Genomic DNA, 13,178 nt, shown 5'->3' with positions numbered 1-13,178 from the left:
AAGGCCCTTGGAATTCCGGATTCCGCTTGTGTTCTGCCGCTTCTGGACGCGGAATCCGGTCGTACGGACCTTGCCGAATGGGTGGCCAGGAAGCGCAGGAGGGGTGATCATGAGAGTCCAGAGCGCACTTCCTTGAGGAGGCACGGGTGGCCGAGACTCTGAAGAAGGGCAGCCGGGTGACCGGCGCCGCGCGCGACAAGCTCGCGGCAGACCTGAAGAAGAAGTACGACTCCGGTGCGAGCATCCGGGCGCTGGCCGAGGAAACGGGCCGCTCCTACGGATTCGTCCACCGGATGCTCAGCGAGTCCGGAGTCACGCTGCGGGGACGCGGCGGAGCGACTCGCGGCAAGAAGGCCGCTACGGCCTGACGGCGGCAGCGGGTTCGGAGCGGGCGTACGTCCGCTCCTGGGGCTCACCGGAACACCGGGTGGCCACCCGGCCGACCGCGAGGTCGTCCGGGTGGTTACTGTTCAGTTACTTGCCAGTAAGTGCTGACTGCACCCGATCCGGAGGGGCTCCATGACCTCGCTCGACTCTGTGCTCGACAAGGACGGCGTACGGCTCACCGTCGATGACGCGGTTGCCACGGTGACGCTCACCAACCCGGCCAAGCGCAACGCTCAGTCTCCCGCTCTGTGGCGGGCGTTGGCAGAGGCCGGACGGGCACTCCCCGGCAGCGTGCGGGTCGTCGTGCTCCGCGGCGAGGGCAAGTCCTTCTCCGCGGGCCTCGACCGGCAGGCATTCGCACCCGAGGGCTTCGACGGCGAGCCGTCCTTCCTCGACATGGCGCGCGGCCCGGAGGCCGAGCTCGACGCGACCATCGCCGAGTACCAGGAGGCGTTCACCTGGTGGCGCCGCAACGACATCGTGTCGATCGCGGCCGTCCAGGGGCACGCGATCGGTGCCGGCTTCCAGCTGGCCCTCGCCTGCGATCTGCGGATCGTGGCCGAGGACGTGCAGTTCGCCATGCGTGAGACCAGCCTCGGTCTCGTTCCCGACCTCACGGGCACTCACCCCCTGGTGAACCTCGTGGGGTACGCACGCGCGCTCGAGATCTGCGCCACCGGCCGCTTCGTGCACGCCGAGGAGGCCGAGCGCACCGGTCTCGCCAACCTCGTCGTCCCCGCCGACCAGCTCGACGCGGCGGCGCGCGACCTGGCCGGGGCCCTGCTCGCCGCCCCGCGCGACGCCGTCGTCGAGACCAAGGCGCTGCTGAGCGGCGCCGTCTCGCGTACGTACGAGGAGCAGCGCACCGCCGAGCGGGCCGCCCAGGGGCGCCGCCTGCGCGACCTCGCGGGCCTCTCCGACTGAACAGCCGTAACCCCGGCCCCCGCCGCCAGGCGGGGGCCGTGTCAGTCCCGGTTCACGACGGCTGTGACCAGCACGGCGACCGTCGGCCTGCCCTCCACGGCCTCGGCCACCGCGCCGCGCACCGCCTGCGCCACATCGAGCGCCCGGTGGTCCCCTGCCGTCGCGAGTTCCACCTGGACATGGCCTTCCGAGTGCTGCACGGCGCTGCCCAGCACCCGCGTCAGCGAGACGACTCCCGGGACCCCCGCCGCCGCCATCCCCGCGGATCCGTCGGGTTCCGCCGCGTGAACGACGGCGGACGGCTCCGTGGCGGGGCGGGGCTCCTCCTCCAGCAGCTCCGTCACTCTGAGGTCCACCTCGTCGACCACCAGGCCGAGTCGCTGGGCGGCCGCCGCCAGCAGGGCCGCACGCAAGGCGTCAGCGGTGGCGGGCAGCGGCCGCCGCGCCGTCGCGGAGAAGCCGGCCTCGATCCGCAGCGGTCCGGGCCGCAGCCCGCTGGGAGGCCGCGGCACCACCGGATCCGGGGCGTCGTCCTCGTCGGCCGGGGCGATCCTGAGCTTCCCCAGCGCGGCCCCCGATCCGGTCGCGGCGTCCCTCAGCACCTCTGTCGCCGCTCGTTCCGCGATCCAGGATCCGTCCGAGGGGCCGCCCAGAGGGAGCAGTCTGCCGAGGCCGAGCCGTTGGCGTACCGCAGACGTCCATCCATCCGCCCGGTGCGGGCTGTCAGCCGTTGTCATTGCTCCACCCTGCCCCATCCACGGCGCGGGACCGGGCAAGCGCACTTACTGTGGGCCACGGAAGTTCAACCCGCCCCGAAGGGAAGAGCGGCGATGACCGAGAGCCCACAGCGAAACCGGCCCGACAGCCCCGGCAGTGTGACCGGCGGGGACGACGGCAGGCAGAGCCAGTTCAGCAAGCGCGGCGGGGGCGCCCCCGCGACACGCGGCCGCACCACCATCGCCGACGGCGTGGTCGAGAAGATCGCCGGAATGGCGGCACGGGACGTCGTCGGGGTCCACGCGATGGGCAGCGGCATCTCCCGGACCTTCGGCGCGGTACGCGACCGGGTGCCCGGCGGCAACAAGTCCGTGTCCCGCGGCGTCAAGGCGGAGGTCGGCGAATCGCAGGCCGCCCTGGACCTGGAGATCGTCGTCGACTACGGCGTGCCGATCGCCGAGGTGGCACGCGATGTGCGCGAGAACGTCATCGCGGCGGTGGAGCGGATGACCGGCCTGGAAGTCGTCGAGGTCAACATCGCCGTGAGCGACGTCAAGCTGCCCGACGAGGAGGACGAAGAGGACGAGTCCGAGTCACGCGTCCAGTAGGCCTTCCCCGCGCGGCAGTTGAGGAGCACATGATGAGCATGGCTGTGGTCGGCCTGGTGGCCGGCATGGCGCTCGGTTTCGCCGGGTACTTCGGTGGATTCGGGGCCTTTCTGCTGGTGGCCGCGCTGGGTGCGGTCGGCTTCATCGCCGGCCGCTTCCTGGACGGCGACCTCGAACCCGGCGACTTCTTCCGGAGTCGCGAGCGCGGCGACCGGCGACGGTGACGGGGGTGACAGGCCGGGTCGACGCCGCCGCGCGAGGGCAGACCCGGATCGCCGACCGGGTCGTCGCGAAGATCGCCGCGCAGGCGGCCAAGGAGGCCGTCGAGGAACGGCCCGAGGACGCTGACGTACCGCGCGCCACCGTCACCGTGCACCGTGACACCGCCCGGGTACGGGTCAGCCTCGACCTGGCCTACCCCTGCGACATCGGCCGGCAGTGCGGCGCGGTGCGTCGTCGTGTGGCCGAGCGGGTAAAAGCCCTCGCGGGGATGGAGGTGCCCGAGGTGGCGGTGCAGGTCGAACGGCTGCATCGGTCAGGAGCGGGCACCGCACCGGAGGGGAGAATCCGATGACCGAGCCCCAGGACCCTGAGAACAGCACGCGGCGCCTGCCCACCGTGGAGTCGTCGCCACCCGGCGGGGTGCTGGAGATGGACCAGTCCGCGTCGGGCTCCAGATACGAACCCGTCCCCGCGCCGGAGCGGACCGCCGGCAGGGCGGGCCGTTTCTGGTCGGGGCGCAGGATCCCCGCTGCCCTGGTCGCCCTGATCGTGCTCGGCGGCGCCGGACTTCTGCTCTACGACGTCGCGGCGGTGCGGGCCGACCACCCGGCCATGCAGTGGCGGCGCTCCGTCGCCGACGACCTGGCGAGCCGTCACCTCGACGACGTATGGGTCCTCGCGGGATCGGCGCTGGCGGCCGCACTGGGCCTCTGGCTGCTCCTCCTGGCCCTCACCCCAGGACTGCGCTCCCTGCTCCCCATGAGCCGCCGGCACACGGGTGTACGGGCCGGGCTCGACCGGAACGCTGCCGCCCTCGTCCTGCGCGACCGGGCCGTGGAGGTGGCCGGTGTGCAGTCCGTCCGGGTGAAGATGAGCCGTCGTAAGGCGACCGTGCGCGCCCTCTCGCACTTCCGTGAACTCGACGACGTCAGGGCCGACCTGGACGCCGTCCTGTCCAACGCCATCAGCGAACTGGGCCTGGCGCGGCCGCCCGGCCTCTCGGTGCACGTGCGCCGGCCGGCGAAGAAGGGGTGACCCCGTGATCAAAACCGTCAACCGGGTCCTGCTCGGCCTGGCAGGGCTGATCCTCGTCGTCGTCGGCGGCGCGGTCCTCGCCACGGGACTCGGTCTGTCCGCGCCCTCCTGGTGGCCCTTCGGCGGCACGGACGACGTGCTGCTCAGCAAGGCCGACCGGACCAGGTGGCGGGACGAGAGCTGGTGGTGGCCCACCGTCATCGCGGTCCTCGCCGTCCTGGTCGTCCTCGCCCTGTGGTGGCTCCTGGCCCAACTGCGCCGCGGGCGCCTCGCCGAGGTGCTGGTCGACAGCGGCGACGGCGAGGGAGCGCTGCTGCGCGGCAAGGCCCTGGAGGGTGTGCTCGGCGACGAGGCCGGGGCCCTGGACGGGGTGTCCGAGGCCAAGGCCACGCTGACCGGCCGGCGCACCGCCCCGCGCGCCCGTGTCCGGCTGCTGATGGAGCCGCACGCGGCCCCGGGACTGGTGCTGCGCGGGCTCTCCGAAGGGGCGCTGACCCACGCGCGGACCTCGGCCGGGCTGGACGAGCTGCCCGCCGAGGTCCGGCTGAAGGCGGTCAAGCACCGCGCGGAGCGGGTGACCTGAGGGGGGCTGCTCCCGGCGGGGCCGCCCCGGCACCGCCGGTGGCGCCGTCAGAAACCGTGCCGGGCGCCGCCGTCGACCGGCACCATGATGCCGGTCAGATAGGAGGCGGCCGGGGAGAGCAGGAAGGCCGAGGTCTTCCCGAACTCCTCCGGGGTGCCGTAGCGGCGCAGCGGGATGCGCGCCTCGTTCGCCGTACGGGACGCGTCGGCGTCGCCGGACAAGGCGTCCAGCTCGCGTACCCGGTCCGTGTCGATCCGGGCCGGCAGCACCCCGACGACCCGGATGCCGCGCGGGCCCAGCTCGTCGGCGAGGGACTTGGCGAAGCCGGCGAGGCCGGGGCGCAGCCCGTTGGAGATGGTCAGCCCGGGGATCGGCTCGTGCACGGATCCGGACAGGACGAAGCCGATGACGCCGCCTTCGCCGAGCGCCTCGGCCGCCGTACGGGCCAGACGTACGGCGCCGAGGAAGACCGACTCGAAGGCCGACTGCCACTGATCGTCCGTGTTGTCGGCGACGAAGCCCGGCGCCGGGCCGCCGACGCTGATGAGGATGCCGTCCAGCCGGCCGAAGCGTTCCTTCGCGGCGTCCACCAGCCGCCGGGCGGCCAGCGGGTCGGCGTTGTCCGCGGCGAGCCCGACGGCGTCGGGGCCCAGCTCCGCGGCGGCCTCGGCGGCGGTCTTCTCGTCACGGCCGGAGATGATCACCTTCGCGCCGTCGGCGGCGAGGGCGCGCGCGGTGGCGTTGCCCAGCCCGCGGGTCGCCCCCGTGACGATGTACACACGGTCCTTCAGTCCAAGATCCATGGCCCTATCCTGCCAAGTCCTCACCGGCGAGGTCGACCGCACTGTTCACCAGGCCGATGTGGCTGAACGCCTGCGGGTAGTTGCCGAGCTGGCGCCGGGCCACCGGGTCGTACTCCTCGGCCAGCAGTCCCACGTCGTTGCGCAGCTCCAGGAGCCGTTCGAAGAGCACCTCGGCCTCGTCCCTGCGGCCCGTCCGGGTCAGGGCGTCGACCAGCCAGAACGAGCAGGCGAGGAACGCCCCCTCGTCGCCGGGCAGACCGTCCACCGACACGCCCTCGGTGCTGTAGCGGCGGATCAGACCGTCATGGGCGAGCTCACGGCTCACCGCGTCGACGGTCCCGGTCACCCGGGGGTCGTCGGGTGGCAGGAAGCCGGTGCGCACGATGAGCAGCGTCGCGGCGTCCAGCTCCTGGGAGCCGTAGTACTGGGTGAAGGTGTTGCGCACGGGGTCGTAGCCCTTCTCGCAGACCTCCGCGTGCACGGCGTCCCGCATCGCCCGCCACCGGTCGGCGTCGCCCGGCAGGCCCGGATTCTCCTCCAGTGTGCGCACCGCACGGTCGGCCGCCACCCAGGCCATCACCTTGGAGTGCACGAAGTGACGTCGCTGCCCGCGGATCTCCCACAGGCCCTCGTCCGGTTCGCGCCAGGTGGATTCCAGGAAGCCGAGCAGACTGAGCTGCAGATTCCAGGCGTGCGGCTTGTCGTCGAGCCCGGCCTCGCGGGCCAGTCTGAGCGAGTCGATGACCTCGCCGTACACGTCGAGCTGCTGTTGCCGCACGGCGGCGTTGCCGATGCGCACCGGCAGCGAGTTCTCGTACCCCCGCAGCCACGGCAGCTCCGTCTCGGGGAGTCTGCGCTCGCCGGCGAGTCCGTACATGATCTGGAGGTCCGCGGGGTCTCCTGCCACGGCCCGCAGCAGCCAGTCCCGCCACGCGGCCGCCTCCTCCAGGTAGCCGGCCGCGACCATGGCGGCCAGGGTGAGGGTGGAGTCCCGCAGCCAGCAGTAGCGGTAGTCCCAGTTCCGTACGCCCCCGATCTCCTCCGGGAGCGAGGTCGTCAGGGCCGCCACGATCCCCCCGGTGGGGGCGTAGGTGAGCGCCTTGAGGGTGATCAGGGAGCGGAGCACCGCCTCTCGGTGCCTGCCGTGGTAGGTGCACCGCGCCGACCACTTCGCCCAGTCGGTGAGCGTGTGCTTCAGCGCCTTGTGAGGGTCGATCAGTTTCGGACGGGGGGAGTGCGAGGGGTGCCAGGTCAGGACGAACGCCACGCTCTCGCCCTCGGCGACCGTGAAGGAGGAGCAGGTGCTGAACTGCTGGCCCCACGTCTTCACCGGCGGCTCGCTGCGCAGCCAGACGGAGTCGGGGCCCGCGACGGCCACCCGGTGGCCGTGCGAACGGCGCATCCACGGGACCACGGAGCCGAAGTCGAACCGCAGCCGCAGGACGGAGCTCATGTCGACGCTGCCGCTGACGCCCTCGACGATGCGCATGACGTCGGGCGCCTTGTCGCGCTGCGGCATGAAGTCGATGACCTTGACGGTCCCGGTCCTGGTCTCCCAGAAGGTCTCCAGGACCAGGGAGTCCGCCACGTAGGCGCGCCGGGTGCAGGTGTCCGTGCTGTCCGTGCCCTGGGGGGCGATGCGCCAGTGCCCGTTGTCCTCGTCGCCGAGAAGGGCGGCGAAGCAGGCGCCCGAGTCGAAGCGGGGCAGACAGAGCCAGTCGACAGAACCGTTCCTGCCGACCAGGGCGGCGGTCTGGAGATCGCCGATGATGGCGTAGTCCTCGATGCGTGGGGTCACGCTCTGGCGTCTTCCCGAACCTGCGCCCCGCTAAGCAGCGAAAGCGGTGCGAACAGACGGGTGCGGTCCAGGCCCTACGCGGTCGCCGGCTCCGGCTGCGCCGCGGTGTCGCCGTCCTTGTTCTCGGCGGCCTCCTCGCGGTCGCGCTTCTCACGGCGTACGAGGATGACCCAGCCGACCGGGACCCCGGCGGCGAAGAGCCACCACTGGACGGCGTAGGCCATATGAGGGCCGATGGAGCTGTCGTCGGGGGCGGCGATCGTCTCGGGGCTGCCGTCGGCGGGCTCGGGGGCGGTCAGCTCGACGTAGCCGCCCAGCACTGGGTGCCCGAGCAGGTGCGACTGCTGGGAGCTGTTGATCAGCATGACCTGGCGGTCCGGCAGACCCTGGAGGTCCTTGATGCCGCTGGCGCTCGTCGTCTCGTCCGCCTTGAGCCGGCCCGTGACGGTGACCTCGCCGCGAGGCGGGGCGGGAACCTCGGGGAAGGCCTGCTGGTCGGCCGCGGCCGGGATCCAGCCGCGGTTGACCAGGACGGTGCCGCCGCCCTTGAGGTCCAGCGGGGTCAGGACCAGTACGCCGATGCGCTCGTCCTGCGAGGTGCGGCGGCGTACGACCACCTCGTGCTCGGTGTCGAACGTCCCGGTGGCCTTCACGGCGCGCCAGTAGTCGGAGCGGGGGACCGTGTGCCCGGGAGAGGTGAGGCGGGTGACGGGGACCGGGTCCGCCTGGAGGTTCCGCGTGATCAGCGCGTTCTGCTCGACCCGGTGTTCATGCCGGTGCAGCTGCCAGAAACCCAGCTCCACCATCGTGGGGATCATGGCGAGGACGAGGAGGGTGAGAATCACCCACTGCCGGGTCAACAGGAAGCGGTACACCCCATGACCGTACAACTCGGGTCATGGGGCGCGGCACGGAGGGTCCCCCGTGCGGACGGGTCGGCCCGTCATACTTTGTCCACGATGCCCGCCCTTCCCTCGGCGCGGGCGCAGTGGCCGCCGCAGTACCAGTGGCCGTCGACCTCGACGCCCTGGCCGATGACCTGGACCCGGCAGTGCTCACAGATGGGCGCCATGCGGTGAATGGCGCAGGAGAAGCAGTCGAAGACATGCACCGCGCCCTGCGCGTGCACCTCGAAGGACATCCCGTAGTCGTTTCCGCAGACCTCACAACGTGCCATGCGCCACAGGGTGGGACGCCGGACGGCGGCGGGCGAGCCGACGCGGGGCGAGTCGCCCCCGGTTCACTCCGATGACGGTGACGGCTTCGGCACGGCGACCGTCCTGGCCGGTGCCACGTCCCTCAGCAGATGGGTGAAGGCACTCTCCTCCAGGACCGGGGTGCCGAACGACTTCGCCTTCACCGTCTTCGACGTCGCCGAGTCCGGGTCGTTGGTGACGAGGAGGCTCGTCAGCCGCGACACGCTGGTCGCCACGTGCAGACCCGCCTCCACCGCGCGGTCCTCCAGAAGCTCCCGGTCGACCGAGGTGTCCCCGGAGAACGCCACCCGCATGCCCTGCATGAGGGGTTTGTCCGACTCGTAGCGCCCGGGATTGGGATACGGGCACGCGGGCCGCTTGCGCGAGGGGCGCCAGCTGCCCTGGCCCCCCGAGGGCCGGTAGCCGGCGCGTGGGGTGACCGGGGAGTCGTACCACTCCGTCAGCGGGCGGCACTCCAGCAGCGGCAGCCGCACCCCGTCCCTCGCCGCGGCGAGCAGGCTCGGCCGGAAGGCCTCGGCCAGCACCCGCGCGTCGTCCAGCGCGTGGTGCGCGCGCTCCTGCACCACGCCGAAGTGCGCGGCCAGCGACTCCAGCTTGTGGTTGGGCAGGGGGAGCCGGAGCTCCTTGGCGAGCGCGATGGTGCACAGCCGCTGCTCGACGGGCGCGGTGACCGCCGCGCGTGCGTACTCCCGGGCGATCATCGACCAGTCGAACGCGGCGTTGTGGGCGACGAGCACCCGGCCGGCGAGCCGCTCGGACAGCTGTGCGGCGACCTCGGGGAAGAGCGGGGCGCCTTCCAGGACATCGCTGGTCAGTCCGTGGATCCAGACGGGGCCGGGGTCCCGCTCGGGATTCACCAGGGTGTACCAGTGGTCCTCGACCTCGCCTCTCGCGTCCAGCCGGTACACGGCAGCGGACACTATCCGGTCGTCGCGGGCGAGTCCGGTGGTCTCCACGTCGACGACCGCGTACCCCTGGGGATACGCGGCCGGCCACGGCGCTGCGGTCTGACGGTCGTCGAGCATGGTCACAGAGAATACGGGCCGGGACCGACAGCGGCCTATCCGGGCGGTCCGCGCCCTGAACGTGGGGACGGTGCCGAGCAGTTGACCGCGGCGCCGGAAACGCGGGTCGGGGATGCGCCCGGGGAGGGCGCGGTGAGACGCTCCCGGGGTGACGGACTCGGATGCGCAGACACATGACGAACCCCACGGAGGCGGACTCGGCACCCGGCTCAACTGGCTGCGGGCCGCGGTGCTCGGGGCCAACGACGGGGTGGTCTCCACCGCCGGCCTCGTCGTCGGTGTGGCCGGGGCCACCGGGGCCCGTTCCACCCTGCTGACGGCCGGCCTGGCCGGGCTGCTCGCGGGGTCCATGTCGATGGCGGCGGGCGAATACGTCTCGGTGTCCACCCAGCGCGATTCCGAAAGGGCCGCGCTGGCCACCGAGAAGCGGGAGCTGGAGGAGACCCCGGAGGCCGAGCTCGCCGAGCTGACCGGACTGCTGGAGGAGAAGGGGCTGAGCAACCGCCTCGCCAGGGAGGCCGCCGTCCAGCTCACGCAGCGCGACGCGCTGCGCGCCCACGCCGAGGTCGAGCTGGGCATCGACCCGGACGAGCTGACCAACCCGTGGCACGCGGCGGGGGCGAGCTTCCTGGCGTTCACCGCGGGGGCGCTGCTGCCGCTCCTGGCGATCATGCTGCCTCCCGCCTCCGTGCGGCTGCCGGTCACCGTGGTGTCGGTGCTCGCGGCGCTGGCCCTCACCGGCTGGTGGAGCGCCCGCCTGGGCGAGGCACCGGTAGGGCGCGCGGTGCTGCGGAACATGGCCGGGGGAGCGGTGGCCATGGGGGTGACGTACGCGGCGGGGGCGCTGCTGGGAGCGGCGGGGGTCTGAGGGCGGGCTCGGGAGCAGGATGCGCAGCGCGGTGAGGTCCGTGAGCAGGGACAGGTCCGGGAGCGCCAGTCGGCCGAGGTCCAGCCGGGTGAGGCGCTGGACGAACGGCGCCCGGCCCAGCAGTGACCTGGCGACCGTTCCGATGACCGTGGTGGCCAGGCGGATCAGCGCAACCTCCGTACCGCTCACGTGCGTTCCTCCCCCTCGACGGCGCGAATGCCGGGAATCCCACGACGGGGGAGTTGGCGGAACCCGCCACATCCTGATGACGCCACGTCTCACATACTTGTCGGTAACAACGTCTATGCCCGGCACCTCGTGGGGCTCTACGGTGCTCGCATGGAGCCGAACCTGCCCGATGTCGTGCTGTGGTCGATCCCGGCCTTCGTCCTGCTCACCGTCCTCGAAATGGTGCTCCACCGGCTCCACCCGGACGAGGAGGCCGCCGGGTACGACGCCAAGGACGCCGCCACCAGCGTCACCATGGGACTCGGCAGCCTGGTCTTCGACCTGCTGTGGAAGATACCCATCGTCGCGATCTACGCGGCCGTCTACGAGCTGACCCCGCTGCGCGTCCCCGTCCTGTGGTGGACGGTCCTTCTGATGCTGGTCGCCCAGGACTTCCTCTACTACTGGTCCCACCGGGGCCACCACGTCATCCGGATCCTCTGGGCCTGCCACGTGGTCCACCACTCCAGCCGGAAGTTCAACCTCACGACGGCGCTGCGCCAGCCCTGGACCTCGCTGACCGTCTGGCCGTTCTACGTCCCGCTCATCGCCTGCGGGGTCCACCCGGCCGCGCTCGCCTTCTGCTCCTCGGCGAACCTCGTCTACCAGTTCTGGGTGCACACGGAACGGATCGACAAGCTGCCGGGGCCCTTCGAGTTCGTCCTCAACACCCCCTCGCACCACCGGGTCCACCACGCCTCCCAGGGCGGATACCTCGACCGGAACTTCGGCGGGATCCTGATCGTCTGGGACCGCCTCTTCGGCTCCTTCACCGCCGAGACCGAGCGGCCCGTCTTCGGGCTCACCAAGAACATCGCCACCCACAACCCGCTCCGCGTCGCCACCCATGAGTACGCCGCCATCGCCCGCGACGTACGGGCGGCCGCCACCTGGGGCGAGCGGGCCGGACGGATCTTCCGCGGACCGGGCTGGCAGCCGTCGCGCCCCGCGGACGCCGCCGCGACCGTCTCCGTGAAGCCGCGCCCCGCCACCGAGCGCACCGGATGACGCCCCGCGCGGGTGCGCCCCGGCTCGTGCGCCCGCTGCTCGTCGCCTTCCTCTTCGTGGCCGCCGTCGACCTGGCCGGACTCCTGGCCGGGATGCAGACCGCCCACTTCGTCGCCAAGCCGCTGCTGATGCCCCTGCTCGCCGCCTGCGCGGCGGCGCGCGGCGGCCCCCGGCTGCTCGTCGCCGCCCTGCTGTGCGGCTGGGCCGGGGACGTGCTGCTGATGCCCGACTCGGAGGCCGCCTTCCTCGCCGGGATGGCGTGCTTCGCCGCGGGCCACGTCTGCTATCTCCTGCTCTTCGGCCGCGCCCGGCTCCGGCCGGCCGCAGGACTCGCGTACGCCGCCGTCCTCGTGGCCTTCCTCGCCTACCTCTGGCCCGGGCTGCCGGGCGAGCTCCGGATCCCGCTGACCGGATACAGCCTGCTGCTCGCGGCCATGGCCTGGCGGGCCGGCGCGCTCGGACGGTACGCCGCGCTCGGCGGCGCTCTCTTCCTGCTCTCCGACGCGCTCATCGCCACCGGCATCGCCGACCGGCCGCAGCTCCCCGCCCACGATTTCTGGATCATGCTGACCTATCTGGCCGCGCAGTACCTGCTCACCAGGGGGCGCTCGGCGGAACGGCAGATTCCACCGGCGCCGCCCCCGGGGCGTACCGTGAGGGGAGTATCAGAATCTGAGACGAGCGAGGACTCTCACGCATGCGCGCCACCGTGATCCATGCCCCCCACGACATCCGTGTGGAGGAGGTGCCCGACGCCACGGTCCAGCAGCCCACCGACGTGGTCCTGAGGGTCCTGCGGGCCTGCATCTGCGGCAGTGACCTGTGGGCCTACCGCGGCGAGTCGGCCCGGCAGCCGGGCCAGCGCATCGGCCACGAATTCCTCGGCGTCGTCGAGGAGGCGGGCTCCGGGGTCAAGGGCTTCGCCGTCGGCGACCTCGTGGTGGCCCCCTTCGTCTGGTCCGACGGCACCTGTACGTACTGCGCCGAGGGACTCACCACCTCCTGCCCCCAGGGCGGGTTCTGGGGATCGGTCGGGTCCGACGGCGGTCAGGGCGAGGCCGTCCGGGTCCCGTTCGCCGACGGCACGCTGGTCAGGCTCCCGGCCGCGGCAGCCTCGGACGACCGGCTGCTCACCGCGCTCCTGGCACTCTCCGACGTCCTGGGCACCGGCCACCACGCCGCGCTCGGCGCGGGCGTGAAGCCGGGCAGCACCGTAGCGGTCGTCGGCGACGGCGCGGTCGGCCTGTGCGGCGTCATGGCGGCCAAGCGGCTCGGCGCCGAACGGATCATCGCGCTGGGCCGCCACCAGGCCCGTACGGACATCGCCCGCGCCTTCGGTGCCACGGACGTCGTCGCCGAGCGCGGCGAGGCGGCGCTCGCGGCCGTACGGGAACTGACGCGGGGAGAGGGCACCCACGGGGTGATCGAGGCGGTGGGCACCGAGCAGTCGATGCGTACGGCCATCGGCATCGTCCGCGACGGCGGCTCCATCGGCTACGTCGGGGTCCCGCACGGCAGCGGCACCGGGATCGACCTCGGCGACATGTTCGACCGCAACATCGCGCTGCGGGGCGGCGTCGCCCCCGTGCGCACGTACATCCCGGAGCTGCTCCCCGACGTGCTGGACGGCACGATCGATCCGTCGCCGGTCTTCGACCTGTCGGTCGGGCTGGACGGGGTGCCGGGCGGCTACAAGGCGATGGACGAGCGCACGGCGCTGAAGGTCCTCATCACGCCGTAGCAACACGCGGGAGG

The 13,178-nt window shown here is 72.3% G+C and carries 17 protein-coding genes; 11 read left to right on the top strand and 6 right to left on the bottom strand.

The features are described from left to right. Window positions 1-146 precede the first annotated feature (146 nt). Together ACIBCU_RS00255 and ACIBCU_RS00250 are read left to right on the top strand one after the other, a co-directional pair. Window positions 147-368, top strand: a complete 222-nt coding sequence (locus ACIBCU_RS00255) for a helix-turn-helix domain-containing protein (RefSeq protein WP_018518904.1) — start codon at window positions 147-149, stop codon at window positions 366-368. 151 nt (window positions 369-519) lie between these two features. Beyond that, window positions 520-1,311: an enoyl-CoA hydratase/isomerase family protein gene (locus tag ACIBCU_RS00250; RefSeq protein WP_362932816.1), complete on the top strand. Its 792-nt coding sequence runs from the start codon at window positions 520-522 to the stop codon at window positions 1,309-1,311. Window positions 1,312-1,352: 41 nt separating this feature from the next. Here the strand turns inward: ACIBCU_RS00250 and ACIBCU_RS00245 are convergent, their stop codons facing one another. Then, a complete protein-coding gene (locus ACIBCU_RS00245) occupies window positions 1,353-2,048 on the bottom strand; it encodes a hypothetical protein (RefSeq protein ID WP_362932813.1) in 696 nt (231 codons plus the stop codon). 93 nt (window positions 2,049-2,141) lie between these two features. Between ACIBCU_RS00245 and ACIBCU_RS00240 the strand changes: the two genes are divergently transcribed. Genes ACIBCU_RS00240 through amaP form a run of 5 tightly spaced genes read left to right on the top strand, consistent with a single transcriptional unit; the run spans window position 2,142 to window position 4,476 of the window. Then, window positions 2,142-2,636: an Asp23/Gls24 family envelope stress response protein gene (locus ACIBCU_RS00240; RefSeq protein ID WP_362932810.1), complete on the top strand. Its 495-nt coding sequence runs from the start codon at window positions 2,142-2,144 to the stop codon at window positions 2,634-2,636. Between the two features lie 32 nt (window positions 2,637-2,668). After that, complete coding sequence (locus tag ACIBCU_RS00235) at window positions 2,669-2,860, top strand: hypothetical protein (protein ID WP_030920082.1); 192 nt, start codon at window positions 2,669-2,671, stop codon at window positions 2,858-2,860. Beyond that, window positions 2,857-3,210, top strand: a complete 354-nt coding sequence (locus ACIBCU_RS00230) for a hypothetical protein (protein WP_362932807.1) — start codon at window positions 2,857-2,859, stop codon at window positions 3,208-3,210. Before ACIBCU_RS00235 ends, ACIBCU_RS00230 begins: the two co-directional genes overlap by 4 nt. Further along, window positions 3,207-3,893, top strand: coding sequence for a DUF6286 domain-containing protein (locus tag ACIBCU_RS00225; protein ID WP_399228178.1), 687 nt, complete (start codon window positions 3,207-3,209; stop codon window positions 3,891-3,893). The genes ACIBCU_RS00230 and ACIBCU_RS00225 overlap by 4 nt, the downstream gene beginning before the upstream one ends. A 4-nt stretch (window positions 3,894-3,897) precedes the next feature. Then, window positions 3,898-4,476: an alkaline shock response membrane anchor protein AmaP gene (gene amaP, locus ACIBCU_RS00220; RefSeq protein ID WP_362932801.1), complete on the top strand. Its 579-nt coding sequence runs from the start codon at window positions 3,898-3,900 to the stop codon at window positions 4,474-4,476. A 47-nt stretch (window positions 4,477-4,523) separates the two neighbouring features. Here amaP and ACIBCU_RS00215 read toward each other — a convergent pair whose 3' ends face one another. The 5 genes from ACIBCU_RS00215 to ACIBCU_RS00195 all read right to left on the bottom strand — a co-directional run bounded on the left by ACIBCU_RS00215 (window position 4,524) and on the right by ACIBCU_RS00195 (window position 9,325). After that, on the bottom strand, window positions 4,524-5,279 hold the full coding sequence (locus tag ACIBCU_RS00215) for an SDR family oxidoreductase (protein ID WP_356711892.1): 756 nt from the start codon (window positions 5,277-5,279) through the stop codon (window positions 4,524-4,526). Window positions 5,280-5,283: 4 nt separating this feature from the next. Then, window positions 5,284-7,077 carry a glycoside hydrolase family 15 protein gene (locus ACIBCU_RS00210; RefSeq protein ID WP_362932798.1) on the bottom strand — a complete coding sequence of 598 codons (1,794 nt, stop codon included), beginning with the start codon at window positions 7,075-7,077 and terminating at the stop codon, window positions 5,284-5,286. A gap of 74 nt (window positions 7,078-7,151) precedes the next feature. Next, entirely contained in the window at window positions 7,152-7,952 is an 801-nt protein-coding gene (locus tag ACIBCU_RS00205; RefSeq protein ID WP_399228175.1) for an SURF1 family protein, read from the bottom strand. A 68-nt stretch (window positions 7,953-8,020) separates the two neighbouring features. After that, window positions 8,021-8,254: a hypothetical protein gene (locus ACIBCU_RS00200; protein ID WP_073747930.1), complete on the bottom strand. Its 234-nt coding sequence runs from the start codon at window positions 8,252-8,254 to the stop codon at window positions 8,021-8,023. A gap of 63 nt (window positions 8,255-8,317) precedes the next feature. Next, window positions 8,318-9,325, bottom strand: a complete 1,008-nt coding sequence (locus ACIBCU_RS00195) for a DEDDh family exonuclease (RefSeq protein WP_356711886.1) — start codon at window positions 9,323-9,325, stop codon at window positions 8,318-8,320. 142 nt (window positions 9,326-9,467) lie between these two features. Here ACIBCU_RS00195 and ACIBCU_RS00190 point away from each other — a divergent pair, with 142 nt between their 5' ends. The 4 genes from ACIBCU_RS00190 (at window position 9,468) to ACIBCU_RS00175 (ending at window position 13,164) form a co-directional block, all read left to right on the top strand. Next, window positions 9,468-10,187 carry a VIT family protein gene (locus ACIBCU_RS00190; RefSeq protein WP_399228172.1) on the top strand — a complete coding sequence of 240 codons (720 nt, stop codon included), beginning with the start codon at window positions 9,468-9,470 and terminating at the stop codon, window positions 10,185-10,187. 339 nt (window positions 10,188-10,526) lie between these two features. Next, the gene (locus ACIBCU_RS00185; protein WP_399228170.1) at window positions 10,527-11,423 is read left to right on the top strand and encodes a sterol desaturase family protein; all 897 of its coding nucleotides are present in this window, start codon (window positions 10,527-10,529) and stop codon (window positions 11,421-11,423) included. Beyond that, window positions 11,420-12,136 (top strand): lysoplasmalogenase, encoded by a 717-nt coding sequence (locus tag ACIBCU_RS00180; protein WP_399228168.1) that lies wholly within the window; start codon window positions 11,420-11,422, stop codon window positions 12,134-12,136. The genes ACIBCU_RS00185 and ACIBCU_RS00180 overlap by 4 nt, the downstream gene beginning before the upstream one ends. After that, a complete protein-coding gene (locus ACIBCU_RS00175) occupies window positions 12,121-13,164 on the top strand; it encodes a zinc-dependent alcohol dehydrogenase family protein (protein ID WP_362932782.1) in 1,044 nt (347 codons plus the stop codon). The genes ACIBCU_RS00180 and ACIBCU_RS00175 overlap by 16 nt, the downstream gene beginning before the upstream one ends. Window positions 13,165-13,178 lie beyond the last annotated feature (14 nt).

Origin of the sequence: Streptomyces sp. NPDC051064 (genome assembly GCF_044455985.1) — a bacterium.
Classification (GTDB): Bacteria; Actinomycetota; Actinomycetes; order Streptomycetales; family Streptomycetaceae; genus Streptomyces.
The sequence above is the reverse complement of the archived record's forward strand: the minus strand, read 5'-3'. Positions and strand labels throughout refer to the sequence as shown.

Coding starts and splice junctions, on each gene's coding strand:
- ACIBCU_RS00245 (WP_362932813.1), bottom strand. CDS start 2,048: ATGACAACGGCTGACAGCCCGCACCGGGCGGATGGATGGACGTCTGCG.
- ACIBCU_RS00250 (WP_362932816.1), top strand. CDS start 520: ATGACCTCGCTCGACTCTGTGCTCGACAAGGACGGCGTACGGCTCACC.
- ACIBCU_RS00240 (WP_362932810.1), top strand. CDS start 2,142: ATGACCGAGAGCCCACAGCGAAACCGGCCCGACAGCCCCGGCAGTGTG.
- ACIBCU_RS00215 (WP_356711892.1), bottom strand. CDS start 5,279: ATGGATCTTGGACTGAAGGACCGTGTGTACATCGTCACGGGGGCGACC.
- ACIBCU_RS00185 (WP_399228170.1), top strand. CDS start 10,527: ATGGAGCCGAACCTGCCCGATGTCGTGCTGTGGTCGATCCCGGCCTTC.
- ACIBCU_RS00180 (WP_399228168.1), top strand. CDS start 11,420: ATGACGCCCCGCGCGGGTGCGCCCCGGCTCGTGCGCCCGCTGCTCGTC.
- ACIBCU_RS00175 (WP_362932782.1), top strand. CDS start 12,121: ATGCGCGCCACCGTGATCCATGCCCCCCACGACATCCGTGTGGAGGAG.
- ACIBCU_RS00235 (WP_030920082.1), top strand. CDS start 2,669: ATGAGCATGGCTGTGGTCGGCCTGGTGGCCGGCATGGCGCTCGGTTTC.
- ACIBCU_RS00200 (WP_073747930.1), bottom strand. CDS start 8,254: ATGGCACGTTGTGAGGTCTGCGGAAACGACTACGGGATGTCCTTCGAG.
- ACIBCU_RS00225 (WP_399228178.1), top strand. CDS start 3,207: ATGACCGAGCCCCAGGACCCTGAGAACAGCACGCGGCGCCTGCCCACC.